Here is a 25524-nt window from a genome sequence, read left to right as displayed (position 1 = left end):
TGGTTCGCCAGGGACCGGGGGTGGTCATATAAGGCCTTGATCCGCCATATCGTTCCGCATCAGGACAGGAATGCCGCGCCGGTTATCCACGTGATGGAATGCCCCGTCGGAATTCCAGCGGCTTTCGCAAGATAATGGTTGCCCGCCGCCTCGGACCCTGCTTATTTCCTGATGAAAGACAAGGCGAGGGGTGTCCACCATATGGACTCCCCCGCAGCCGGGAGGGGCTGCGACCGCCGCGAAGGGGGGACGACAGATGCACCATACCGAGGCGCAGGACGCCGAACTGGCGCTTGGCGGCATCGAGGCGCTGAGCGAACCCAAGCGCGCCGAGACCTGGATGCGCCCGGTCGAGATCGCCGCCGCCGGGCTGCTGGTCGTGATGATCGTGATGGTGCTGGCCAATGTCTTCTTCCGATATGTCCTGCACAAGCCGCTGATCTGGGGGGACGAGGTCGCCTCGATCAGCTTCATCTGGATGGCGATGCTGGGCGCCGCGCTTGCCGTGGACCGGCACGAACACATGCGGCTGACTGTGTTCCTGCCGCTGCTGCCCGGCCGGCTGGCCCGCGTGCTGGAGATCGCGGGCAGCGTGCTGGTCTGCGTGCTGCTGGTGCGGCTGTTCCCGGTCGCGGTCGAATACGCCTACGAGGAATCCTTCGTCACCTCGCCCGCCTTGCAGATCCCGATGTCCTGGCGCGCCTCGGCCCTGCCCGCCGGGATCGGGCTGATGGCGCTGCTGATGGTGCTGTCCGTGGTGCGCACGCGGGAATGGGGGGTGATCGCGGGCACGCTGCTGGTGGCGGGCGCCATCGTGGCCGGGCTGTGGTGGGCGAAACCCGCCGTGCTGGCGCTTGGCAACTGGAACCTGCCGCTGTTCCTGGGCCTGTTCGCGGGGGCGCTTCTGGCTGTGGGGGTGCCCATCGCCTTCTGCTTCGCGCTGGCCACGCTGGGATATCTGACCTTCGCCAGCCACGCGCCCGTCTTCGTGATGATGGGCCGTATCGACGAAGGCATGTCGTCGCTGATCCTGCTGTCGGTGCCGGTCTTCGTGCTGCTGGGCTGCATCCTGGACGCGACCGGCATGGGCCGCGCCATCGTCAGCTTCCTGGCATCCATGTTCGGCCATGTGAAGGCGGGGATGAGCTATGTGCTGCTGGGATCCATGTTCCTGGTGTCGGGGATTTCCGGGTCCAAGGTGTCCGACATGGCGACGGTCGCGCCCGCGCTGTTTCCCGAAATGCGCCGCCGGGGCCATTCCGCGCCGGAAATGACCGCGCTGCTGGCGACCGGGGCGGCGATGGCCGATACCGTGCCGCCCTCGATCGTGCTGATCGTGCTGGGATCGGTGGCGGGCGTGTCCATCGCCGGGCTGTTCACCAGCGGCTTCGCCATCGCCATGGTGCTGCTGGTCGTGCTGGCGGTCCTGGCCCGCTGGAAGGCCCGTGGCGAACGGATGGAGGGGGTGCGCCGCGCCCCCCTGTCCGTGATCGGCAGGACCGCCCTGATCGCCGCGCCCGCCCTGGTGCTGCCCTTCATGATCCGCAGCCTGGTCGGCGGCGGCGTCGCCACCGCGACCGAGGTCAGCACCATCGCCACGCTGTATGCCTTCATCATCGGCGCGGTGCTGTATGGCGGCATCCCGCTGCGGCGCACCGGCACGATGCTGGTGGAAACCGCCGCCATGTCGGGGGCGATCCTGCTGATCCTGGGCGCGGCATCCGCCATGGCCTGGGCGCTGACGCAATCGGGCTTCGCGCGCGACCTGATGGTGCTGGTGACAGGCCTGCCGGGCGGCTGGATCGTGTTCATGGGCGCCTCGATCCTGATCTTCCTGGTGCTGGGCTGCGTGCTGGAAGGCCTGCCCGCCATCGTGTTGCTGGCACCGATCATGTTCCCCATCGCGCGCGGCCTGGGGATCCACGACATTCATTATGCCATGGTGATCGTCACGGCGATGAACATCGGGCTGATGGCCCCGCCCATCGGCATCGGCTTCTATATCGCCTGCAAGATCGCCAACGTGCCCGCCGAACAGGTGATGGCGAAGATCTGGCCCTATCTGGCCGCGCTGATGGTCGGCCTGCTGGCCATCGCCGCCGTGCCCTGGTTCTCGACCGCGTTGCTTTCAAACTGAACCTTCTGGGAGGGAGGAAACCCCAATGACCATCACCCGCCGCACCATCATGCTGGGCGCCGCCGCCGGCGCCCTGGCCACGCCGTTCATCCGGGTCCGCCCGGCGATGGCCGCCGAATTCAGCTACAAGGTGGCGAACAATCAGCCGCTGGACCATCCCAGCAACGTCCGCCTGGCCGAGGCGCAGAAGGCCATCCTGGAGGCCACCGGCGGACGCTTCGATTTGCAGATCTTCCCGTCGAACCAGCTTGGCGCGGATACCGACGTTCTGGGACAGCTGCGGTCGGGCGGGGTGGAATTCTTTCAGTTGTCGCCGATCATCCTGTCCACGCTGGTCCCCAATGCGTCCATCAACGGCGTGGGCTTCGCCTTCCCGGACTATGACACCGTGTGGAAGGCCATGGATGGCGAACTGGGCGCCTATGAACGCGGCCAGATCGAAGGCGCGGGCCTGGTGGTGATGGAGAAGATCTGGGACAACGGCTTCCGCCAGATCACCTCCTCCACGAAGCCCATCACCGCGCCCGCCGACCTGGAAGGCTTCAAGATCCGCGTTCCCGTGTCGCCGCTGTGGACCTCGCTGTTCACCGCCTTCGGCTCGGCCCCCGCGTCGATCAACTTCGCCGAGGTCTATACCGCGCTTCAGACCGGCATCGTGGACGGACAGGAAAACCCGCTGGCGATCATGAAGGTCGCCAAGCTGTGGGAGGTGCAGAAATACTGCTCGATGACCAACCACATGTGGGACGGCTTCTGGATGCTGGGCAACCGCCGCGCCTGGGCCGCCCTGCCCGAGGACATCCAGGCCGCCGTGGCCGACAACTTCAACGCCGCCGCCCTCAAGCAGCGCGAGGACATCGCCGCGATGAACGCAACGCTGAAAACCGACCTGGAAGCCCAAGGCTTCGTCTTCAACGACGCCGATCCCAAGGCGTTCGAGGACAAGCTGCGCGAAGCGGGCTTCTATGCCGAATGGAAGAAGACCTATGGCGACGAGGCCTGGGCCATCCTGGAAGCCGCCATCGGACGGCAGCTTGCCTGATGCGCGACGAACCCGCCCCGGCTGACACAGGCGGAACGCAGGCGGTGGCGCGTGCGCTGTCGCTGCTGTCCCTGGTTGGGCGGGGCGGGGCGCAGGGCCTGGGGCTGTCGCAACTGGCGGCGGCCTCAGGCCTGGCGCGGCCCACGGCGCGGCGGCTGCTGCTGGCGCTTGGCGCGGCGCGGCTGGTCGAACAGGACCGCGCGACGCGGCGCTATCACCTGGGACCGGAAACCTATCTGCTGGCGGGCTTCGCGGCGGAACGCCACGGCATCGTCCACCATGCCCGCGACGCCATGCTGCGGCTGGCGCGGGAGACCGGCGACACCGTGCTGCTGACCGTGCCGCAGGACGACCATACGCTCTGCCTGGAACGGATCGAGGGCGATTTCCCGGTCCGCACCCATGCGCTCATGCGCGGCGACCGCAAGCCTGCGGGCGTCGGCGCGGGGGCGCTTGCGATCCTCGCCGCCCTGCCCGAGGCGGAGGCGGCGGCGCTGCTGGCCCGCGTGGCGCCACTGGTGGGCGATCTGATGCCCGACCTGCGCGCCGATCTGGCGATGGCGCGGGAACGCGGCCACGCGCTGAACCCCGGACGGATCGTGGCCGGTTCCTGGGGCCTCGGCGTGGCGATCCGCTGGCCGGACGGGCGGCCTGCCGGGGCGCTCTCCATCGCCGCCGTCGAACACCGCATGACTCCCGCGCGGCAGGCGGAGCTTGCCGCGCTGCTCCACCGCGAGGCCGCGCTTATCGCCGCGCGCCTTGCCGATCCCGACACCGAAAGGACAACCCCATGACAGACCCCCTGATCGTCGGCTGGGCGCATACGAAATTCGGCAAGGCCGAGGCGCCCGATACCATGGCCCTGATGGCCGAGGTCGCGCTGCCCGCGCTGGACCATGCCGGGATCGCCCCTGACGCCGTGGACGGCATCTTCACCGGCGTCTACAACAACGGCTTCCAACGCCAGGATTTTCAGGGCGCGCTGGTCGCCATGGGCAGCCCCGAGCTTGCGGGCGTCCCCTTCATGCGCACCGAAAACGCCTGCGCCACGGGGTCGGCGGCGCTTTACGCGGCGGCGGATTTCATCGCCTCGGGGCGCGGCAAGGTGGCGCTTGTGATCGGCGCGGAAAAGATGACCGCCATTCCCATCGCCGATGTGGGGGGCGTGCTGCTGTCGGCCAGTTACGTCGCCGAGGAAGGCGACACGCCCGGCGGCTTCGCGGGCGTGTTTGGGCGCATCACCGACGCCTATTTCCAGCAAAACGGCGACAAGTCCGAGGAACTGGCGATGATCGCCGCCAAGAACCACGCCAACGGCGCGCGCAACCCTTACGCGCATATGCAGAAGCCCTTCGACCTGGCCTTCTGCAACATGCCCTCGGACAAGAACCCGCTGGTGGCGGGGCCGCTGCGGCGCACGGATTGCTCGCTGGTGTCGGACGGCGCGGCGGCGATCGTGCTGGCCGCGCCCGAGGTGGCCGAGGGGCTGACCCGCGCCATCCGGTTCCGCGCGCGGGCGCAGGCGGGCGACACCCTGGCCCTGTCGCGCCGCGATCCGACCGAATTCGCGGGCGCGCACCGGGTCTGGCGTCAGGCGCTGGATCAGGCGGGGCTGGCGATCTCTGATCTGTCGCTGGTGGAAACCCACGACTGCTTCACCACCGCCGAGATGATCGAATACGAGGCGATGGGCCTTGCCCCGCGCGGCCAGGGCTGGCGCGTGATCCGCGAAGGCACCACGCGGATCGACGGCGCGCTGCCGGTGAACCCCTCGGGCGGGCTGAAATCGCGCGGCCATCCCATCGGCGCGACCGGCGTGAGCCAGCATGTGATGGCCGCGATGCAGTTAACCGGCGACGCGGGCGACATGCAGGTGCCCGGCGCGACCCTGGCCGGAGTCTTCAACATGGGCGGCACGGCGGTCGCCAACTACTGCTCCATCCTGGAGCGCGCGCGATGACCGACCCCGTGGGCGGGCTGGCCCCCGTCTCCACCCGCGTGATGAACCTTGCGACCTTCCTGGCGCAGGCGGCGCGGCGCGACCCGGATGGCGTGGCCCTGGTGATGGGCGATGCCCGCTGGACCTGGGCCGAATGGGACGCCCGCACCGATGCCTTGGCCCATGCCTTGCAGACCCGCTTCGGGCTGCGCAAGGGCTGTCGGGTGATGTGCCAGTCGCAGAACTGCATGGAGATGATGCAGGCGATGTTCGCGGTCTGGCGCGCGGGCGGCGTCTGGGTGCCCGCCAACTTCCGCCAGACGCCGGATGAGGTCGCCTATCTGACCGAAGCCTCGGGCGCGACGCTGATGTTCTGCAACGCCGCGTTCCCGGACCATGCGGCCGCCTGCAGCGTGACGACGCTGGCCTTCGGCGCGGCGGATTTCGGGCCGTCCGTCGATGTGATCACAGCCGACCACCTGGGCCAGCACCCGCAGGTTGCCGCCGTGGACCGCGACGATCCCTGCTGGTTCTTCTTCACCTCGGGCACCACAGGGCGGCCCAAGGCCTCGGTCCTGACGCATGGGCAGATGGCCTTTGTCGTCACGAACCACTTGGCCGACCTGATGCCGGGGCTGACGGGGGCGGATGCCTCGCTGGTGGTGGCGCCTTTGTCGCACGGCGCGGGGGTCCATCAGCTGACCCAGGTGGCACGGGGGGTAAAGACCGTGCTGCTGCCGACCGAGCGTTTCGACGTGGCGCAAGTCTGGGATCTGGTGCGGGAATGGCGCGTGTCGACCATGTTCACCGTTCCGACGATCCTGAAGCTGCTGGTCGAACACCCCTCGACCGCCGGGGCCGACACGTCGTCGCTGCGCTATGTGATCTATGCCGGCGCGCCGATGTACCGGGTGGACCAGCAGCGCGCGCTGAACACGCTCGGCCCCGTGCTGGTCCAGTATTTCGGCCTTGGCGAAGTCACCGGCAACATCACCGTCCTGCCCGCCCACCTGCATCAGGCCCAAGACGGCCCCACCGCCCGCATCGGCACCTGCGGCCATGCCCGGACGGGGATCGAGATCCAGATCCAGGACGAACAGGGCCGCGAGGTCGCGCCGGGCGAGACCGGGGAAATCTGCTGCATCGGCCCCGCCGTCTTCGCGGGCTATTACCAAAACCCCGAGGCCAACGCGAAATCCTTCCGCGATGGCTGGTTCCGCACCGGCGACCTGGGCCACATGGACGAAGAGGGCTTCGTCTACATCACCGGGCGGCAGTCGGACATGTTCATTTCCGGCGGGTCCAACGTCTATCCGCGCGAGATCGAGGAGAAGATCCTCACCCATCCCGCCATCAGCGAAGTCGCGGTTCTGGGCCTGCCCGATCCGCTGTGGGGCGAGATCGGCTGGGCGGTCTGTGTGGCGAACGCCCCGGTGACCGAGGCGGAACTGGCGGCGTTCCTCGACGGTAGGCTCTCGCGCTACAAGATGCCCAAGCGGTTCCTGTTCTGGGACAGCCTGCCGAAATCGGCCTATGGCAAGATCACCAAGAAGATGATCCGCGAGGAAATCGAGGCGCGCGGGTTGCTGGACAAGACCCCGGCATGAGGGCCCCGGCATGAGGATGATCCATCCCGGCCCGCGCGCGGCGGAACGCGCGGTTGCCGTGCGCGCGGATCTGCGGCCCCTGTCGGGGGTGCTGCGCGCGGGACAGACGGTGATGGACGCGGTGGGCGATCTGTTCGCGCAGGCGGGCTGCAAGGGCGGCGTGGTCTGGCTGGACGGCGTGACCTGCGACCCGCTGCGCTTCGTCCTGCCCGCGCCCTCGACCGACGGCATCCATGCGGCCTGGTATTCCGATACCCATGCGCCGGACGGGCCGGTGACCATCGCCCGCGCGACCGCCACGGTCGGCTGGAAGGATGGCGCGCCCTTCCTGCATTGCCACGGCACCTGGGCAGGCACGATGGGCCATCTGCTGCCCTTCGACAGCATCCTGGCGGCGGATGCCCCGGCATCGGGGATCGGCGCCCCGGACGCCTGGTTCGAGGCCCTGCCCGACGCCGAAACCGCCTTCACCCTGTTCACCCCGCAGGGCGGCGGCAATGGTCCTGGCCTATTGGCCCGGATCCTCCCCGGCGAGGATGTGATCACGGCCATCGAAACGCTGGCTGCCCGGCACGGCATCACCGATGCCCGCCTGCACGGCGTGGGCAGCATCGACCATATCCGTTTCGCGGATGGCCACCGCATGGACTGCCACGCCACCGAACTGCGGCTGGACGGGGCGACCCTGATCCGGGGCCGTGCCCATGTCCCGATCGAGGTTGTGGACATCACGGGCACCATCATGCGCGGCGCGCTGACATGCGGGGAAAACCCGGTCGGCGTGACGCTGGAACTGCTGATCGAAAGGACGAACATATGACGCAGGACGCAAAGGTTGCCATCGTGACCGGGGGCGCGCGGGGCATCGGCCTGGCCGCGACCGAGATTTTCCTGGAGCAGGGCTGGCGCGTCGCCGTGGTGGACCGCGATGCCGAGGAACTGCACCGCGCCTGTGATCACATCGCAAACGTCATGCCCATCGAGGCCGACATTTCCGACCCGCAAAGCGTGGACGGCGTGATCCGCAGCGTGGTCAGCCGTTTCGGCCGCGTCGACGCCCTGGTGAACAACGCGGGCGTGGCGCTGTTTTCCCGCGCCAACCAGACGAATTTCGACCAGTGGCGCGAGGTGATGGCCACCAACCTGGACGGCGTGTTCCTGTGCACCCAGGCCGCCATCCCGGAACTGGCCAAGACCAAAGGCGCCATCGTCAACATCGCCTCGATTTCCGGGCTGCGGGCATCGACGCTGCGGGTGGCCTATGGCACGTCGAAGGCCGCCGTGATCCACCTGACCAAGCAATTCGCGGCGGAACTGGGCGAACAGGGCATCCGCGTCAACTGCGTGGCCCCCGGCCCGGTCCGCACCAAGCTGGCGATGGCGGTCCACGCGCCGGAAATCATCAGCGCCTATTACGACGCCATCCCGCTCAATCGATACGGCGAGGCGCGTGAGATCGCCGAGGCCATCGTCTTCCTGTGTTCCGACAAGGCCAGCTTCGTCAGCGGCCAGACCCTGGCCGTCGATGGCGGATTCGACGCGACCGGGGTCGGCCTGCCCGCCCTGCGGCGCGAGGACGGGACGCAGCGCGCGGTCTGACCGTCCCGCGCCCGCGAACCGATTGAAATTCCTTATCGGATAAACGGAATATATTGAACGATGCCTCAATATATTCCGTTTCTTTATTTGTGGATTCAATTCCGAATTAATGATATTTATTTGAATGGGATTTTCCTTCCGGGCTGAAACAGGATCGCGCCGGAATAGTCCCGCCAAACCGCATCATTGCGGCCCTGTTGTCCGGCGCAACCCCTTCGCGCTGCTGTGATCACGATTGCCCGGAGTTCAAGATGCTGTTCTCGCTCAGCCACGGAACGCGGATCGTCCGACGGGCGCAACGACGAAAACCTGCCGGTGGCGCAGTTGCATGTGGCCTTCCTGCGCCTGCACAACCGGCTGGTCGATCTGGGCAACGACTTCGAGGAAGCCCGCCGCCTGACCCGTTTCCATTACCAGTGGCTGGTCCTGAACGCTTTCCTGCCCGCGATCTGCGCAGGCGATGTGGTGGACGAGGTTCTGGCCACCGGCGCGCCGCTTTACGCGGAATTCCTGGCCGCCAATCCGCCCGCCGATCCCGCCCGGATGCCGACGCCGCTGGAATTTTCGGTCGCGGGCTTCCGCTTCGGGCATTCGATGGTGCGCGGCGGTTACGACCATAACCGCTTCTTCCGCACGGCGGCGGCCGGATCGGCGCAGATCCTGCCCTTCGCCAGCTTCACGCAGCTGTTCGAATTCACCGGCAGCGGCGGGATGCCCTCGCCCCTGACGGCCGATCCCAAATCCGCCCTGCCCGGCAATTGGGTGATCGAATGGGACCGCTTCGTCCATGCCGAAACGCCCCTGCGCTCGGCCCTCAGGATCGACACGCATCTGGCCCCGCCGCTGGACGACATGATCAACCAGCCCGCCACCCCGGCGGTGATGAAGCGCCTGGCGATGCGCAACCTGCGGCGCGGATACCGGCTGAACATCCCGTCCGCCCAGGGGCTGATCCAGGCCATCAACGCCACCGGCCTGTATCGCCCGATCCCGGCCCTGACCCCGCAGCAGGTGGCGGAGGGGCGGGATTTCCTGACCGCCCCCGGCCTGGATGCGGCCACCACCCCTGTGGTTCTATGTCCTGCGCGAGGCCGAGCTGGTCGGCGGCAACCACCTGGGCGCGCTTGGCAGCCATCTGGTCGCCAACACGCTGGCAGGGCTGGTCCTGAGCGACGCCGGCTCATACTGGAACGCGCGGATCGACGGGCATCGCTGGTCGCCCAGCCTGTTCCGGCCGTCCCAGCCGATCGACAGCCTCAAGGCGATGCTGCGCTTTACCGGGCTTCTGGCCTGACATCGGCGGCGCCCTGGCCGAACTGGTCGGCCAAGGCCTGCACCATCTGCCTGCCCAGCGGGCCGGGGCGGCGATGCGCGGGCCAGGCCACCACCACGGTGCGGACCGGGTGGAACTGCATGTCCTCGCAGGTCAGGCGCACCACCTCGCCGCGCGCGATTTCCGGCTCGAAGGTGCGGCTGGCGGAAAAGCACCAGCCCAGCCCTGCCGCGACCATCGACTTGATCGATTCCACATCGTTGACGGTCCAGACATCGGTGGAAAACAGCCGCCCCACGCGCTCCATGTCGATCTGCGGCGATCCGACGTAATAGATCTGCCGTTCCCGGTCGAAGGCGCGCATCGCCAGCGGCTGCGGCAGGGCGGCCAGCCGGTGATGGGCGGCGCAGACCGGACCCAGCGTCTCGGTCCCCAGGTGGCGGGCGGCGATGTCCGAGGGGATCGCGGCGGCCAGCGTCAGGGCGAAGTCGATGCCCCCGCCGCGCAGGTCGTCCCACAGCGTCGCCAGCGACGAATTGAAGAACTGGAACCGCGCATGCGGGTGATCCGCCGAAAAGGCCCGCAGCGCGTCGTTCAGATCCGCGCGCGGAAACAGCACGTCGACCAGCACCCGCAGGCGCGTTTCCTCTCCCTTCTCCAGCGATTCGGCATGGGTGGTGAAGCTGCGGGCGCGTTCGACGACGCTGCGCGCCTCGGCCAGCAGCACGCGGCCGCGTTCGGTCAACTCGGCCCGGTTGGTGCCCCGCCCCAGCAGCGGAAAGCCGCATTGGCTTTCCAGCTGGGCCAGCGAATAGCTGACGGACGAGATCGGGCGCCGCAAGTCCCTGGCCGCCGCCGTCAGGCTGCCGCCGTCGGCGATGGCGCAGAAGGCCCGCAGGTGATCGACCAGATTGGGGTGCATTTCAGGAATCCCGAAAGAACTTTGCCATTCTTTTCGGTTTACCGAAAAACGAATCCAATGCTAGCCTTTTCCCATCCGGGTCGGCAGAGGACCGGCCAGCAGACTGTTTGGGAGGACAGCCATGCGCGGACTGAACGGACGCTTGCCCGCATGAAGGGCGATCACATGCTTGTCTGCGACAATGTCGTCCGCCGGTTCGGCGGCGTGGTCGCGCTGAAGAACGTCTCGGTCGCGGTGCGGCGGGGCGAGATCTTCGGCCTGGTCGGGCCGAACGGATCGGGCAAGACCACGCTGGTCAACGCCATCACCGGATTCTATCCGCCGCAGGAAGGCCGCATCACCCTGGACGGCACCCGGATCAACGGGCTGAAGCCGTTCCGCATCGCCGGGATGGGCGTGGCCCGCACCTTCCAGAACGTCGCGCTGTTCCACGGGATGAGCGTGCTGGACAACATCCTGATGGGCCGGCACATCTTCATGAAGCCGAACCCGCTGGCGTCCTTCTTCTATCCCTGGTGGGCGCAGAAGGAGGAAGTCGAACACCGCCGTCATGTCGAGGAGGTGATCGACCTGCTGCAACTGGCCCCCGCGCGGGACGAGCATGTCGACGTGATTCCCCTGGGCCTGCAAAAGCGCGTCGAACTGGCCCGCGCGCTCTGCGCCGAACCCAAGCTGCTGGTCCTGGACGAGCCGATGGCGGGCATGAACCAAGAGGAAAAGGAATACATGGTCCGCTTCATCCTGGACGCGCAGGAAGCGTTGGGGCTGACGGTGCTGATCATCGAACATCACATGGATGTGGTCACCGCGCTTTGCGACCGGGTGCTGGTGCTGAACAACGGCCAGGAAATCGCGCAAGGCCCGGCGCGCGAAGCCATCGCCGATCCCCGCGTGGTCGAGGCCTATATCGGAAAGCCGCGCCATGCAGCATGATCCGGTGAACATGGCCCAGGCCCAGGCGCTGCATCCGAACTGGCGCACCGAGGACACGATCCTGGCGCGGCTGGCGCAGAACGCGGCCGAGGTGCCGAACCAGGTCGCCATGCGCGAACGCGACCATGGCATCTGGCAGGAATACACCTGGGCCGATTATCTGCGCGCCGTCACCGAATTCGCCGCCGGTCTGGAAGCGCGCGGCGTGAAGCCGGGCGACGTGGTGATGGTGATCGGCGACAACCGCCCGAACCTGTATTTCGCGATGCTGGGCGCGGCCTGCCTGCGGGCGATCCCGTCCCCGGCCTATGCCGACGCGCCCACCGAGGAACTGGCCGCGCAGATGGAGCGCGAGGATATCCGCGTCGCCGTGGCCGAGGATCAGGAACAGGTCGACAAGATGCTGGAGGCCAAGGGCCGCTGGACGCATCTGGATCTGGTGATCTATGACGACCCGCGCGGCCTTGCGGGCCGGGAACCGCCGGGCGTGGCGGGCTTCGACGCCATACGGGCCGAGGGCGCGGCGCGGCTGAAGGCCGATCCCGGCCTGGCCCAGGCGCTGATCGCGCGGCCGACCATCCACGACACCGTGGTGCTGATGCATTCGTCCGGCACCACCGGCGCCCCAAAGGGCATTCCGCTGAAGCACGGCCATGTCCTGTCGGGGGTCCGCAACGCCGCCGCCGCCGGATATTTCCAGCAGGGCGAGGTCCACATGGCCTATCTGCCGATGGCCTGGGTGGGCGACTTCATCTTTTCGGTCGGCGCGGCGATGGAACTGCGGTTCACCGTCAACATCCCCGAAGCGAACGAGACCGCTCTGCACGACCTGCGGGAAATGGCGCCGACGCTGTATTTCGCATCCCCCCGCGCCTGGTCGGCCATGCTGACCCGCGTGCAGGTGGGGATCGCCGAAACCACCGGGCTGAAACGGCGGCTCTATGACTGGTTCATGCCCCGCGCCATGGCGGTGGAACGCGCCAGGCTGGATGGCAAGCCCGGCGGCGGCGGGCTGACGCATTGGCTGGGCGAATGGCTGATCTATGGTCCGATCCGCGACCAGCTTGGCCTGGGCCGGGTGAAGCGCGCCTATACCGCCGGAGAGGCCATCGGCGAGGACGTGTTCCTGTGGTTCCGCGCCATCGGCCTGAACCTGCGGCAGTTCTATGGCCAGACCGAAAACTGCGCCCTGGCCGTGGCCCAGAAGCCCGAGGACATCTCGCTGACCACGGTGGGCCGCCCGTTCCCCGGCGTGGACATGAAGATCGACGAACATGGCGAGATCCTGCTGCGCGGCGACAATATCTTCGACGGCTATTTCCAGAACCCCAAGGCCAGCGCCGAGGCCCTGCGCGACGGCTGGCTGCACACGGGCGACGCGGGCCAGATCGAACCGGACGGGCAGCTTGTGGTCCTGGGCCGCGTCTCCGAGGTGGTGGAAAAGCGCGACGGCACCCGCTTCATCCCGACCTATATCGAGAACCGGCTGAAATTCAGCCCCTATATCAAGGACGCTGCCGTCATCGGCCAGGGACGCGACATGCTGACGGCCATCGTCTGCATCGACTTCCAGGCGGTCGGGCAATGGGCGCAGGAACATGGCGTGCCCTATACGTCCTATGCCGAACTGTCGCAGCAGCAGCGGATCTATGACCTGATCGCGGGCCAGATCGCCGATGTGAACGCACATCTGCCGCACGGCCTGTCCATCGCGCGCTTCGTCAATCTGCACAAGGAATTCGACCCCGACGACGGAGAGGTCACGCGCACCCGCAAGCTGAAGCGCAACGTGATCGACGACCGCTATGGCCCGATCATCGAGGCGATGAACGCGGGCGCGGCCGAAATCGACTTCAAGGCGCAGATCACCTATGAAAACGGCCAGACCGGCTCGCTTGACCGGGTGCTGCGGCTGTCCGACGTGAAAGGGGCCGCGTGATGGCGTATTTCCTGGAACTGCTGATTTCCGGCGCGCTGACCGGGCTGATGTATTCGCTGGTCGCCCTGGGCTTCGTGCTGATCTACAAATCGGCGGGCGTGCCGAACCTGGCGCAGGGCGCCCTGGTGATGACCGCAGGCTACGCGGTCTGGCTGGTGATGTCCTGGGGCCTGTCGGTCTGGATCGCCATCCCCATCGCCGCCGCGATCATGTTCGGCTTCGGGCTTGTGGTCGAACGGCTGCTGCTGCGCCGGATGGTCGGCCAGCCGGTCATCATGGTGGTGATGCTGACCCTGGGGCTGGAGATCCTGCTGCGCGGCCTGGTGCCGGGCGTGCTGGGATCGGCGCCCAAGCCCATCGACCTGGGCATCGGCTTCGCGCCGATCATCGTCGGCGACGTGTTCATCAACCGCACCTCGCTTTACGGCGGCATCATCGCGCTGCTGCTGGTCGGCGCCTCGCTGCTGTTCTTCCGCACAAGGCTGGGCACCAAGCTGCGCGCGGTCAGCGACGACCATGTGTCAAGCTGGGCGGTGGGCATTTCCGTGGAACGCGCCATCGGCATTTCCTGGGGCCTGGCGGGCATCGCCGCCGTGGTCGCCGGGGCGCTGTGGGGATCGTCGCAGGGGGTGGACTGGACGCTGTCCACGCTGCTGTTCCCCGCCGTCGCCGTGGTGATCCTGGGCGGAGTCGATTCGGTGCCCGGCGTGGTCGTCGGCGGCATCCTGGTCGGCGTGCTGGGCACCGTGATCCCCGGATATCTGGACAGCATCGCGGGCGGATCGACGCGCGATGTCGTCACCTCGCTGATCATCCTGCTGACCATCATGGTCCGCCCCTTCGGCATCTTCGGCCGAGAAGACATCGAGAGGATCTGACGCCATGTTCTATCGCCTCTCTGGCACCTATCACACCAGCTATCAGGCCGACCGCAAGCTGTGGAAGATCCCCACCGACCGCAGGCTGGTGATCGCCCTGCTGGTGCTGGCGCTGCTGGCGCCGCTCTATGTCTCGCCGCTGTATCTGGGCAGCTATGTGCTGCCCTGGGTGATCTGGTCGGCGGCGGCGCTGTCGCTGACGCTGCTGATGGGGCTGGCGGGGCAGCTGCATTTCGGGTTCGCCGCGGTGATGGCGATCGGGGCCTATGCCTCGATCCACCTGGTCCGGGCGGGGGTGCCGTTCGAACTGGCGCTGCTGCTGTCGGGCCTGATCGCCGCCGTGATCGGCGCGGTCTTCGGCGGCGCGGCGCTGCGGGTCAAGGGCCTGTATCTGGTGATGGCCACCCTGGCGATGCAGTATCTGGTCGATTGGGTGGTGGTGAACATTCCCGCCATTTCCGGCGGCGCGCACGCGACGCTGCGCACGCCTGCGGTCAGCTTCCTGTTCATGCCCATCGACAGCCTCGCCTCGCGCTACTGGCTGGCGCTCGGCTGGGCGGTGCTGCTGACGGTGTTCTTCATGAACGTCAAGCGCACCTCCTTTGGCCGCGCCCTGGTGGCGATCCGCGACAAGGACTTCGCCGCCGCCGTGATCGGGGTGGATCCGTTCAAGACCAAGCTGATGGCCTTCTTCACGTCGTCCTTCATGGGCGGGGTGACGGGCGCGATCCTGGCCTTCTGCTTCTATCGCGCGGTGACGCCGGAACAGTTCGGCTTCAACGTGTCCATCCAGCTTGTCGCCATGGTGCTGGTGGGCGGCTTGGGGTCGGTGATCGGATCCTGGCTGGGCGCGGGCTTCGTGCTGCTGGCGCCGATCTTCCTGACCAACATCATCTCGGCCCTGGCCGCGTCGGGCTGGGTGCCGGTCAGCCAGAACTTCCTGTCGCACCTGCCGCTGATGATCTATGGCGCCATGATCATCGGCTTCCTGCTGCTGGAGCCGCTGGGCCTGGCGAAAATATACGACAACATCCGCAAGTATTTCCTGGTCTGGCCGTTCCGCCACGCCAGAAGCTGACCCTTGGGAGGGGGAACGCACAACATGGGAGGAAAACACATGACCTTTCTGCGCAAACTGGCGCTGACGACCGCCCTGGTGGCGGGGCTGTCCGCCCCCGTGGCGGCCGAGGATGTCAAGTTCGGCCTGCTTCAGGACTTCACGGCGGTCTATACCTTCGTGACCGGCCAATATAACCAGGGCCAGCAGGATTACCTGGCGCTGGCGAATGCCGAAGGCACCTTGGGCGAGGGCAACACGGTGACCGCCATCGTCCGCGACACCGGCAACCAGCCGCAGCGCGGGATCGAGGCCTATAACCGCGCCAAGGAGGAAGGCGCGATCCTGTTCGACTTCCTGTCCACGCCGGTTTCCGCCGCGATCCTGGACCAGGCGCAGGCCGACAAGAACGTGGTCATCACCCCCGCCCACGGGCGCGGCGATGCTTCCGACGGGACAGTCTTTCCCTATGTCTTCCCGATGATGGCGACCTATTGGGCGCAGGCCGCCGCCCTGATCGAGCATATGAAGAACACCGGCGGGCTTGAAGGCAAGAAGATCGCCATCGTCCATATCGACAGCCCCTTCGGCCGCGAACCCGGCCCGATCCTTCAGGCCCTGTCCGAACAGGAAGGTTTCGAATTCCAGGCCTTCCCCTATGCCAGCCCCGGCAACGAACAGTCCGCCGCCTGGTCCGAGGTGCGGCGCTACCGTCCCGATTACGTCCTGATCTGGGGCGCGGGCGGCGGTCAGGCCGTGTCGGTGCGCACCGCCATCCAGAACGGCATCGCGCCCGAACAGATCCATTCGGTGATCTGGCTGGCCGAAACCGACGCCGCCAATGTCGGTCCGCAGATGAAGGGCGTGAAGCGGTTCGAGGCCACGGCGGCAGGCACCGACCATCCGATCATCCAGCGGATCCAGGAAAAGGTCATCGACGCGGGCAAGGGCTCGGGCGAGGCCGCGAATGTCGGCAACAGCTATTACAACCTGGGCGTGGCGACCATGGCCGTCGCGGTCGAGGCCGCGCGCCTGGGCCTGGAAACCGGCCAGCCGCTGACCGGCGAGACGCTGAAGGCCGGGTTCGAGAAGATCGCGGGCTATGACGCCGAAGGCCTGATGCCGCCCGTCACCTATACCGCCGAGGACCACCAGGGCGGCGGCGCGGGCCGGGTGTCCGAATGGGACGGCGAGAAATGGGTGCCGGTCAGCGAATGGCACGCGGCCTATCCCGACCTGATCCGCCAAGTGATCGAGAAATCGGCCGCCGACTACAAGGCGGGGCACTGACGCCATGCCCGCGCTGATCCTGGAAAACGTCGAGGTCATCTATGACAAGGTGTTTCTTGCCATCAAGGGCGTCTCGCTGGAGGTGGGCGAGGGCGAAATGGTCGCCCTTCTGGGGTCGAACGGCGCGGGCAAATCCACCACGCTGAAATCCGTCTCGGGGCTGCTTGGCCCCGAGCGCGGGTTGGTCACGCGCGGCGAAATCCGCTTCGGCGACAGGTCCATCCTGAGCCTGGGCGCGCCGGAACGGGTGGCGGGGGGGCTGGTGCATGTGCTGGAAGGCCGCCGCATCTTCGGCCACCTGACGCCCGACGAAAACCTGGTCGCCGCCTATCGCGGCCGGTCCATCGCGCGGTTCAACGAGCTTCGCGATCAGGTCTATGCCTATTTCCCACGCCTGAAGGAACGCATCAAGTCCAAGGCCGGGTACCTGTCGGGCGGCGAACAGCAGATGCTGGCCATCGGCCGGGCGCTGATGACCGAACCCAAGCTGATCATGCTGGACGAACCCTCGCTGGGCCTGTCGCCGCTGCTGGTGCAGGAAATCTTCGGCATCATCCAGGAAATCAACGCCCGCGAGGGGCTGTCGGTCCTGCTGGTCGAACAGAACGCGGCCGCCACGCTGGACATCGTCAGCCGCGCCTATCTGATCGAACAGGGCCAGGTCGTCATGTCGGGGGCGGCGGATGTGCTGAAATCGAACCCCGACGTGCAGGACTTCTATCTGGGCGGGGCGGAGCATACCGATTACCGCAACGTCAAACACTATCGCCGGCGCAAGCGCTGGCTGGCCTGAGGAAAGCCCCATGACCGGCGAAACCGACCGCGGCCCGCGCGCGGCTGAACAGCTTGCCCGCCTGAATGCGCAACTGGCGCGGATGCGCGAAACCCAGGCCCCTTGGGCGGACCTGCCCGCCGCGCCGATGGCCAGCCTGGCCGACCTGGCTGCGCTGCCGGTGCTGCGCAAGTCGGACCTGATCCAGAGGCAGGCGGCGGATGCCCCCTTCGGCGGGCTGACCGGCGGGCCGGTCGCCGGGCTGCGGCGGCTGTTCGTGTCGCCCGGCCCGATCTTCGACCCCGAGGGGCGCGGGGCCGACTGGTGGGGATCGGCCGCTGCCCTGACGGCGGCGGGCGTCCGGCCCGGCGACGTGATCCTGAACACCTTCTCCTATCACCTGACCCCTGCCGCCTTCATCTTTGAAGGGGGCGCCGAGGCCCTGGGCTGCCCGGTCATCCCCGCCGGCCCCGGCAACACCGCCGACCAGCTTGTGGCGATCCGCCAATACCGCCCGCGCGTCTATGTCGGCGTGCCGGATTTCCTGAAGATCATCCTCGACAAGGCCGACGAGGCGGGCGTGGACCGCACCTGCCTTGAAATCGGCATGGTCACGGGCGCGGCCCTGCCCGACAGCCTGCGGGCGGAACTGGCCGGGCGCGGCGTGGCGGTCCGGCAATGCTACGGCACCGCCGATCTGGGCATCGTCGCCTACGAGGATGGCGGGCCGGGCATGGTGCTGAACGGCGGCGTGATCGTGGAAATCGTCCGCCCCGGCACCGGAGACCCCGTTCCCGACGGCGAGGTGGGCGAGATCGTCGTGACCCGGCTGGACGCCGATTATCCGCTGCTGCGCTTCGCCACCGGCGACATGTCGGCGATCATCGCGGGCGCGACCGGCGCGCGCCGCATCAAGGGCTGGATGGGCCGCGCCGACCAGGCCGCCAAGGTCAAGGGCATGTTCGTGCGCCCCGAACAGATCGCCGCCCTGGGCCGCGCCGTCCCCGGCTGCCACCGGCTGCGGCTGGAGATCAGCCGGGCGGGCGAACAGGACCGGATGCACCTGTTGGCCGAACATGACGACAACGACGCCGCCGACAGGCTGGCAGCCAAGCTGGCGGAAATCACCCGGCTGAAAGGCACGGTCCAGGTAGTGGCGCCGGGCAGCCTGCCCAATGACGGCCGGGTCATCGCCGACCTGCGCTGATCATTCCGTCGCGGGCGCGCCGTCGGCCAGCCGCGCGGGGTCCAGCACCCGGACCGAGTTGCGGCCCAGCTCGATCACGCCCGCGTCGCGCAATTCGCCCAGCATCCGGTTCACCGTCTGGCGCGAACAGCCGATGACGACGCCCAGTTGCGACTGGCTGATCCGCACGGAATCGTCGGAATCGCTGGTCAACTGGCGCAGATACAGCCGGATCCGCTGCTCGGCGCTGTAGTAATGATCCGCCATGCGGTTGCGGTTCTCGCGCATCAGGCGGTCGTGCAGCAGCGTGCACAGGTTCGGGATCAGGATCTTCGGCGGGACATGGGCGTACAGCGCCTTGGTCGGGCAGAACAGCACGGTCGTATCGGTCAGGGTCTGGCAGCTGGCGGCGCAGGGCCTGCCCGACAGAGCCTCGACCTCGCCCACCATCTCTCCGGTGGTGGCGATATGGACGATCACCTGGTTGCCGGAACTGTCGACATAGCAGATCTCGACCCGGCCCGAGGCGATGAAATAGCTGCCCAGAGTCGGCTCGCCCTGGCGCAGAAAAGGGGTCGCGGGCTTCAGTGCGCGCACGGTGCAGGCCGACAGCAGCGCGCTTTTCTGTTCGCGCGTCAGCCCTGTCAGGATCGGAGCCTGCAACAGATGCGCGTAATCGTGCGGGTCAAGCATCGCGAACGGGTCCATAAGCGGTCGGGCAGGCCACCCGGCGACCCAAACATGATACCACTGAATCGGGAAAATGGCTATCCCGACCCAAAAAAGGGCACCGCATCTTGCGATGCGACGGGATAGCCTAACTCGCACTCAACTCAGAATATGCAGCGCACCACGACTGCGCTCTTTGACTGATAGACCTTTTGCCGATGCCGAAGTGTCAACCAGCCGACATTCGGATTAACATTTCTATATTTAACGAAATATCTTGCCGGAAGGCGTCAGGCGATCAGGGTCGCCCTGAAGTCGTTGACATTCGTCAGGGTCGGGCCGGTGACGATCCCGGCCCCCAGCCCGGCGAAAAAGCGATGGGCGTCGTTGTCGTCCAAGGCTTGCCGGGCCTGTCCCGGCGGGACGCGCGACAGGGTGCCAGGGCCGATCACGGCGCCCGCGACCTCGGCCGCGCCGTCCACGCCGTCGGTGTCGCAGGCAAGCGCGTGGATGCCGTGCGCCCCGTCCAAGGCCACCGCCAGGGCCAGGCAATATTCGGCATTCGGCCCGCCGACCCCATCGCCGCGCCGCGTCACGGTCAGTTCGCCCCCCGACAGAATCACCAGGGGCGGATCGCCGGGCCTGCGCGCGGCCTGCCGGTCCAGGGCTAGGCGCGCATGATCGGCGGCGATGTCCCGCGCCTCGCCTTCCAGCGCATCGCCCAGGATCTCGACCGCGCAGCCCGCCGCGCGGGCCAGATCGGCGGCGGCCTGCAACGATTGCGCGGGGGCGGCGATGACCCGGTTTTCCACCCGCGACAGGCGCGGATCGCCGGGGGGGACGACGCCGCTGTTCCCCTGCAAGGCGCGGCTTATACTGGCTGGGACCGCGATACCCCAGCGGTCCAGCACCGCCCGCGCGTCAGTGGGGGTGGAGAGGTCGCCCACCGTCGGCCCCGATCCGATGAAGGCCGGATCGTCGCCCGGCACGTCGGAAATCATCAGCGCCAGCATCCGCGCCGGAAAGGCCGCCGCCGCCAGTTGCCCGCCCTTGACGCGCGACAGATGCTTGCGCACCAGGTTCATCTGCCCGATCGGCGCGCCCGAGGCCAGCAGCGCCGCATTCACCGCCTGCTTTTCAGCCAGCGTCACCCCCTGGACCGGCGCGCACAGCAAGGCCGAGGCCCCGCCCGAGATCAGCGCCAGCACGAAATCCCCCTGGTCCAGCCCCTCCAGCAGCGACAGCATCCGCAGCGTCGCCTGCGCCCCCGCCGCGTCGGGCACCGGATGGGCGGCCTCGACGATCTGGACCCCCCGGCAGGGGCGGGCATAGCCATAGCGGGTGATGACCAGCCCCTCGCACGGGCCCCAGGCGGACTCGACCGCCTCGGCCATGCGGGCGCTGGCCTTGCCCGCGCCGATTACCACGACCCGGCCCGCAGGGCGCGGCGGCAGATGCGCGGCCAGCGACCGCATGGGATCGGCAACCTCGACGGCGCGGTCGAACAGGCGGCGCAGGAAGGCGGCGGGATTGGCGCGAGGATCGGTCATGCCTGCCCCCGCTGGCCCAGGCCCCCGGCCGACTGGCGGCGGCGGGCGGTTTCCAGCTGCGCCTGCGCATTGGCCAGGTCGCGGGCGGCCTGGCGGACATAGGCCAGATGCGCATGGGCGGCGGCGCGGGCGGCATCTGGATCGCGCGCCAGGATGGCGGCGCCGATGGCCCGGTGCTGGTCGCGCAGCCGGTCGCGGATCTGCGGCAGGGTGAACATCCGCCCCCGGTTCCGCGCCACGTTGCTGCGCAGGCTGCCCGACAGCGCCCGCATGATCTGCAACAGGACCAGGTTGTGGCTGGCCTCGTAGATCGCCTGGTGCAGGGCGGCGTCGGCATCAGCCTCGGCCACCGGGGCGGCGGCGGCATGGGCGGTGTCGATGGCGTCCAGGGCGGCGGCGATGCGGTCGCGGTCCAGGCTGGTGGCGCGCGCGGCGGCCAGACCGGCGGCATGGCTTTCCACCACATCGCGGAAATCCAGGTAATCGTCCTCGACCTCGGGGTGGTCGGCCAGCAGCGTCAGCAGCGGATCGGTGATCGCCCCCCGGCCCAGGGCCGCGACACGCAGCCCCCGGCCCTTTTCGCCCACCAGCAGACCGCGATCCTGCAACAGCTTCAGCCCGTCGCGCAGCGTCGGGCGCGAGACGTTCAGCCGCGCCGCAAGATCCCGTTCCGGCAGCAGGCCGTCGTCGGGCGCCAGCGACCCTTCCAGGATCAGCGTCTCGATATGGCGGGCAACGGCCTCGGCGGCGCGTTCGGGGCGGATGGACAGATCGGTCATGGCGCGGATCCCTTGTCGTCGCCGCCATGTCATCGCAATTGACAGGCTTGGTCAAATCATTTTACCAACGATGCGGGGAACGAGAAAGGCACAGCCATGACCATCGCCATGCCGGCGCCCGATCCGCGCATCCTTGCGCGCGGGCCGCAGATCGTCGCCGCCCTGCGCGCGGCCCTGCCCGCCGACGCGGTGATCGACGACCCCCAGGAAACCCGCGCCTATGAATGCGACGCGCTGACCGCCTATCGCTGCCCGCCGCTGGCCGTGACCCTGCCCCGATCGACAGCAGAGGTGGCGGCGGTGATGCGCGTCTGCGCCGACCTGGGCGTGCCGGTGGTGCCGCGCGGGGCGGGAACCTCGCTGGCAGGCGGCGCACTGCCGACCGCCGATTGCGTGATCCTGGGCACCATGCGCCTGCGCGAGGTGCTGGAGATCGACACCGCCAACCGTTTCATCCGCGTCCAGACCGGCGTCACCAACCTGTCGGTCAGCGCGGAACTGGAACCGCTGGGCTTCTTCTATGCGCCCGACCCGTCCTCGCAGCTTGCCTGCACCATCGCGGGCAATATCGCGATGAACTCGGGCGGCGCGCATTGCCTGAAATACGGCGTCACCACCAACAACCTGATGGGCGCGACCGTGGTGCTGACCACGGGCGAGATCGTCGAACTGGGCGGCCCCGAGATGGGACCGGCGGGCCTGGACCTGCTGGGCATCCTCTGCGGATCGGAAGGCCAGCTTGGCGTCGTGACCGAGGCGACCCTGCGCATCCTGCCTCGTCCCGAAGGCGCGCGCCCGGTGCTGATCGGCTTCGATTCCCCCGAGGTCGCGGGCGAATGCGTGGCCAACATCATCCGCTCGGGCGTGCTGCCGGTCGCCATCGAATACATGGACGAACCCTGCCTGCGCGCGGTCGAGGCCTTCGCCAAGGCCGGATACCCCGACTGTCCCGCCGTGCTGATCGTCGAGGTCGAGGGGGCGCCTGCGGAAATCGACGATCAGATCACCCGGATCCGCGCCATCGCCGACGCGCTGAACCCGGTCGAATTCCGCGAAAGCCGCAATGCCGACGAGGCGCTGGCGATCTGGAAGGGCCGCAAGTCGGCCTTCGGCGCGATGGGACGGCTGGGCGATTACATCTGCCTGGACGGCACGGTGCCGGTGGGCCAGCTGCCCTATACGCTGCGCCGGATCGGCGAACTGTCGCGCCAGCACGGGCTGGAGGTCGCGAATGTCTTCCACGCGGGCGACGGCAACATGCATCCGCTGATCCTGTTCGACGCCAACACCCCCGGCGATCTGGCCCGCGCCGAGGCCTTCGGCGCCGACATCCTGCGCCTGTGCGTTCAGGTCGGCGGCTGCCTGACCGGCGAACATGGCGTGGGCGTGGAAAAGCGCGACCTGATGGGCGACCAGTATGCGCCCGAAGATCTGGCGATCCAGATGCAGGTCAAGGACGTGTTCGACCCCGACTGGCTGCTGAACCCCGCCAAGGTCTTTCCGCTGGACGCCAGCGCCGCGCATCGGGCCGCCCGATGACCGTGGCCCTGGATCTTGCCCCCGCGTCCGAGGCCGAGGTCGCGGAAATCATCGCCGACCGCCACGCGCGCCGCGCGCCCCTGCGTATCGTCGGGGGCGGCACGCGGGTGGAAAACCGCGCCCGCGGCGAGGCGCTGTCGCTGTCGCGCCTGTCCGGCGTCGTGACCTATTCGCCGGGCGAGATGACGCTGATCGCCCGTCCCGGCACCCCCCTGCCCGAAATCAAGGCGATGCTGGAGGCCGAGGGCCAGGCGCTGGCCTTCGAGCCGCCGGATCTGCGCGGCATCCTGAGCGGCAACGGCACCCCGAGCTTGGGCGGCATGGTCGCCGCCAATGCCAGCGGCCCGCGCCGGGTGCTGGCGGGGGCCTGCCGCGACCACCTGCTGGGGGTGCGCTTCGTGGATGGCCGGGGCCGCCTGCTGAAAAACGGCGGGCGGGTGATGAAGAACGTCACCGGGCTGGATCTGTCCAAGCTGCTGGCCGGGTCGCACGGCACCCTGGCGGCGCTGACCGAAGTCGTCCTGAAGACCCTGCCGCTGCTGCCCGCGCGCACGACGCTGGCCTTTCCCGGCGTGACCCAGGCCACGGCCCTGCGCATCTTCACGGCGGCGCTGTCCACCCCCTTCGAGGTCTCGGGGGCGGTCCATGTCGGCGGCACGGCCTATCTGCGGATCGAGGGGTTGGAGCGTCAGCTTGCGTATCGCCGCGACCGGCTGCTGGCCCTGCTGGCCGAACACCGCCCCGAGGTGCTGGACGACGCCCCCTGGGGCGCGATGCGCGACGTGGCGCATTTCGCGGACGGCGGGCCTTTGTGGCGGATCCTGTGCAAGCCGACCGATGCGCCGGAGATCTGCGCGGGCCTGCGGGCGATGGGAGGGGATTCCTCGCTGGACTGGGGCGGCGGGCTGATCTGGTATCGCGGTCCCGGAAATCCGCGCGCCTTGGCCCCCCATGCCACGCTGATCCGCCGCGACACGGCCACCGGCCCGGCCTTTCCTCCCCAGAGCGGCGCCGTGGCGCGGTTGCAGGACGGGCTGCGGCGGGCCTTCGACCCGGCGGGCATCCTCAATCCCGGCCTGATGGACGCCTGACATGCAGACGAATTTCACCGCCCGGCAGCTTGCCGTTCCCCTGACCGCGCGCAGCAACGAGATCCTGCGCACCTGCGTCCATTGCGGCTTCTGCACCGCGACTTGCCCCACCTACAAGGTTCTGGGCGACGAATTGGACAGCCCGCGCGGGCGCATCTATCTGATCAAGGACATGCTGGAAAACGCCCGGCGGCCGGATGCGAAAACGGTCCAGCATATCGACCGCTGTTTGTCCTGCCTGTCCTGCATGACGACCTGCCCCTCGGGTGTCCACTACATGCACCTGGTCGATCACGCCCGCGAATATATCGAGGCGAACTATCGCCGCCCTCTGTCCGACCGCCTGCTGCGCTGGCTGCTGGCGAAGATCCTGCCCTATCCGGGCCGCTTCCGCGTGGCACTGCGGGGGGCAAAGCTGGGCCGCCCGTTCCGCCGCCTGATGCCCGACGCCCGGCTGCGCGCCATGCTGGACATGGCCCCGCGCGACATCCCGCCCCCCAGCCTCAACGACCGCCCGCAGGTCTTCGCCGCGCAAGGCCCGCGCCGCAAGCGGGTGGCGCTGCTGACGGGCTGCGCGCAGCGGGCGCTGAACACCGACATCAACGACGCCACCATCCGCCTGCTGCGCCGCCACGGCTGCGAGGTGGTGATCCCGCGCGGCATGGGCTGCTGCGGCGCCCTGACCCATCACATGGGCCGCACCGGCGACAGCCACGCCTTCGCCGCCGCCAACATCCGCGCGCTGGCGGCGGAAATCGACGGCGCGGGGTTGGACGCCCTGGTCATCAACACCTCGGGCTGCGGCACCACGGTCAAGGATTACGGCCATATGTTCGCGGGCGACCCGCTGGAGGCGGATGCCACGCGCGTGGCGGGTCTTGCGAAGGACATCACCGAAGTCATGGCCGACCTGGGTCTGTCGGACGCCACCCACGCCCCGCCGCTGCGCGTCGGCTATCACGCCGCCTGTTCGCTGCAACACGGCCAGCAGATCAAGGCCACCCCCAAGGAACTGCTGGCCGATGCGGGTTTCACCGTGCTGGAACCTAGGGACAGCCACATCTGCTGCGGCTCGGCCGGCACCTACAACCTGATGCAGCCCGCGATCAGCGCGGATCTGAAATCCCGCAAGGTCGCCACGCTGGAGGCGACCCAGCCGCAGGTCATCAGCGCGGGCAATATCGGCTGCATGATGCAGATCGGATCTGGCACCGCCGTGCCGGTCCTCCATACCGTCGAACTGCTGGACTGGGCGACCGGCGGGCCGAAACCCCGGGCACTGCGCGAGATCGCGTGACGTGAAAATGTCACAGCAAAGGTTA

Annotated in this window: 22 protein-coding genes and 1 pseudogene; 19 read left to right on the top strand and 4 right to left on the bottom strand. The window is 68.1% G+C overall.

Features of this window, described 5'->3' with window-relative positions; translation table 11 throughout:
- Positions 1–256: 256 nt before the first annotated feature.
- The 9 genes and pseudogenes from PARHAE_RS05130 to PARHAE_RS21320 all read left to right on the top strand — a co-directional run bounded on the left by PARHAE_RS05130 (position 257) and on the right by PARHAE_RS21320 (position 9618).
- A complete protein-coding gene (locus PARHAE_RS05130; protein WP_126153530.1) occupies positions 257–2137 on the top strand; it encodes a TRAP transporter large permease in 1881 nt (626 codons plus the stop codon).
- A gap of 25 nt (positions 2138–2162) precedes the next feature.
- Entirely contained in the window at positions 2163–3179 is a 1017-nt protein-coding gene (locus PARHAE_RS05125; protein ID WP_126153529.1) for a TRAP transporter substrate-binding protein, read from the top strand.
- The gene (locus tag PARHAE_RS05120; RefSeq protein ID WP_126153528.1) at positions 3179–3973 is read left to right on the top strand and encodes an IclR family transcriptional regulator; all 795 of its coding nucleotides are present in this window, start codon (positions 3179–3181) and stop codon (positions 3971–3973) included. Before PARHAE_RS05125 ends, PARHAE_RS05120 begins: the two co-directional genes overlap by 1 nt.
- Positions 3970–5139: an acetyl-CoA acetyltransferase gene (locus tag PARHAE_RS05115; RefSeq protein ID WP_126153527.1), complete on the top strand. Its 1170-nt coding sequence runs from the start codon at positions 3970–3972 to the stop codon at positions 5137–5139. The genes PARHAE_RS05120 and PARHAE_RS05115 overlap by 4 nt, the downstream gene beginning before the upstream one ends.
- Positions 5136–6725 (top strand): acyl-CoA synthetase, encoded by a 1590-nt coding sequence (locus tag PARHAE_RS05110; protein ID WP_126153526.1) that lies wholly within the window; start codon positions 5136–5138, stop codon positions 6723–6725. Before PARHAE_RS05115 ends, PARHAE_RS05110 begins: the two co-directional genes overlap by 4 nt.
- Before the next feature lie 10 nt (positions 6726–6735).
- Positions 6736–7545 carry a PCC domain-containing protein gene (locus PARHAE_RS05105; RefSeq protein ID WP_241232672.1) on the top strand — a complete coding sequence of 270 codons (810 nt, stop codon included), beginning with the start codon at positions 6736–6738 and terminating at the stop codon, positions 7543–7545.
- Positions 7542–8324: an SDR family NAD(P)-dependent oxidoreductase gene (locus PARHAE_RS05100; RefSeq protein WP_126153525.1), complete on the top strand. Its 783-nt coding sequence runs from the start codon at positions 7542–7544 to the stop codon at positions 8322–8324. Before PARHAE_RS05105 ends, PARHAE_RS05100 begins: the two co-directional genes overlap by 4 nt.
- A gap of 225 nt (positions 8325–8549) precedes the next feature.
- Positions 8550–8879: pseudogene (locus PARHAE_RS22075) on the top strand (hypothetical protein); the annotation flags it as partial.
- Between the two features lie 496 nt (positions 8880–9375).
- Positions 9376–9618 carry a hypothetical protein gene (locus PARHAE_RS21320; protein WP_206436872.1) on the top strand — a complete coding sequence of 81 codons (243 nt, stop codon included), beginning with the start codon at positions 9376–9378 and terminating at the stop codon, positions 9616–9618.
- Here the strand turns inward: PARHAE_RS21320 and PARHAE_RS05090 are convergent.
- Positions 9599–10519: a LysR family transcriptional regulator gene (locus tag PARHAE_RS05090; RefSeq protein ID WP_126153523.1), complete on the bottom strand. Its 921-nt coding sequence runs from the start codon at positions 10517–10519 to the stop codon at positions 9599–9601. The two genes, PARHAE_RS21320 and PARHAE_RS05090, sit on opposite strands and share 20 nt — an antisense overlap.
- A gap of 165 nt (positions 10520–10684) precedes the next feature.
- On the opposite strand from PARHAE_RS05090, the gene PARHAE_RS05085 reads away from it, so the two are divergent.
- From PARHAE_RS05085 to PARHAE_RS05055, 7 genes are read left to right on the top strand one after another with little or no spacing between them, the layout of a single operon-like run.
- The gene (locus PARHAE_RS05085; RefSeq protein WP_241232671.1) at positions 10685–11452 is read left to right on the top strand and encodes an ABC transporter ATP-binding protein; all 768 of its coding nucleotides are present in this window, start codon (positions 10685–10687) and stop codon (positions 11450–11452) included.
- Complete coding sequence (locus PARHAE_RS05080; protein WP_126153521.1) at positions 11442–13391, top strand: AMP-dependent synthetase/ligase; 1950 nt, start codon at positions 11442–11444, stop codon at positions 13389–13391. Before PARHAE_RS05085 ends, PARHAE_RS05080 begins: the two co-directional genes overlap by 11 nt.
- Positions 13391–14269, top strand: a complete 879-nt coding sequence (locus tag PARHAE_RS05075; protein ID WP_126153520.1) for a branched-chain amino acid ABC transporter permease — start codon at positions 13391–13393, stop codon at positions 14267–14269. The genes PARHAE_RS05080 and PARHAE_RS05075 overlap by 1 nt, the downstream gene beginning before the upstream one ends.
- 4 nt (positions 14270–14273) lie before the next feature.
- Positions 14274–15347: a branched-chain amino acid ABC transporter permease gene (locus tag PARHAE_RS05070; protein ID WP_126153519.1), complete on the top strand. Its 1074-nt coding sequence runs from the start codon at positions 14274–14276 to the stop codon at positions 15345–15347.
- Between the two features lie 39 nt (positions 15348–15386).
- Positions 15387–16616: an ABC transporter substrate-binding protein gene (locus PARHAE_RS05065; protein ID WP_126153518.1), complete on the top strand. Its 1230-nt coding sequence runs from the start codon at positions 15387–15389 to the stop codon at positions 16614–16616.
- A 4-nt stretch (positions 16617–16620) separates the two neighbouring features.
- Positions 16621–17409, top strand: a complete 789-nt coding sequence (locus PARHAE_RS05060; RefSeq protein WP_126153517.1) for an ABC transporter ATP-binding protein — start codon at positions 16621–16623, stop codon at positions 17407–17409.
- Between the two features lie 10 nt (positions 17410–17419).
- Entirely contained in the window at positions 17420–18595 is a 1176-nt protein-coding gene (locus PARHAE_RS05055; protein WP_126153516.1) for a phenylacetate--CoA ligase family protein, read from the top strand.
- Here PARHAE_RS05055 and PARHAE_RS05050 read toward each other — a convergent pair whose 3' ends face one another.
- The 3 genes from PARHAE_RS05050 to PARHAE_RS05040 all read right to left on the bottom strand — a co-directional run bounded on the left by PARHAE_RS05050 (position 18596) and on the right by PARHAE_RS05040 (position 21572).
- Positions 18596–19267 (bottom strand): Crp/Fnr family transcriptional regulator, encoded by a 672-nt coding sequence (locus tag PARHAE_RS05050; protein ID WP_164555148.1) that lies wholly within the window; start codon positions 19265–19267, stop codon positions 18596–18598.
- Positions 19268–19533: 266 nt separating this feature from the next.
- Entirely contained in the window at positions 19534–20793 is a 1260-nt protein-coding gene (locus tag PARHAE_RS05045) for a glycerate kinase type-2 family protein (protein WP_126153514.1), read from the bottom strand.
- The gene (locus PARHAE_RS05040) at positions 20790–21572 is read right to left on the bottom strand and encodes an FCD domain-containing protein (protein WP_126153513.1); all 783 of its coding nucleotides are present in this window, start codon (positions 21570–21572) and stop codon (positions 20790–20792) included. Before PARHAE_RS05040 ends, PARHAE_RS05045 begins: the two co-directional genes overlap by 4 nt.
- Positions 21573–21674: 102 nt before the next feature.
- Between PARHAE_RS05040 and PARHAE_RS05035 the strand changes: the two genes are divergently transcribed.
- From PARHAE_RS05035 to glcF, 3 genes are read left to right on the top strand one after another with little or no spacing between them, the layout of a single operon-like run.
- Positions 21675–23111, top strand: a complete 1437-nt coding sequence (locus PARHAE_RS05035; protein WP_164555150.1) for an FAD-linked oxidase C-terminal domain-containing protein — start codon at positions 21675–21677, stop codon at positions 23109–23111.
- Positions 23108–24202: an FAD-binding protein gene (locus tag PARHAE_RS05030; RefSeq protein ID WP_126153511.1), complete on the top strand. Its 1095-nt coding sequence runs from the start codon at positions 23108–23110 to the stop codon at positions 24200–24202. The genes PARHAE_RS05035 and PARHAE_RS05030 overlap by 4 nt, the downstream gene beginning before the upstream one ends.
- A 1-nt stretch (position 24203) precedes the next feature.
- Positions 24204–25499 (top strand): glycolate oxidase subunit GlcF, encoded by a 1296-nt coding sequence (gene glcF, locus PARHAE_RS05025; protein ID WP_126153510.1) that lies wholly within the window; start codon positions 24204–24206, stop codon positions 25497–25499.
- Positions 25500–25524 lie beyond the last annotated feature (25 nt).

The organism is Paracoccus haematequi (assembly GCF_900631945.1).
In the GTDB taxonomy this organism is placed as follows: domain Bacteria; phylum Pseudomonadota; class Alphaproteobacteria; order Rhodobacterales; family Rhodobacteraceae; genus Paracoccus; species Paracoccus haematequi_A.
The sequence above is the reverse complement of the archived record's forward strand: the minus strand, read 5'-3'. Positions and strand labels throughout refer to the sequence as shown.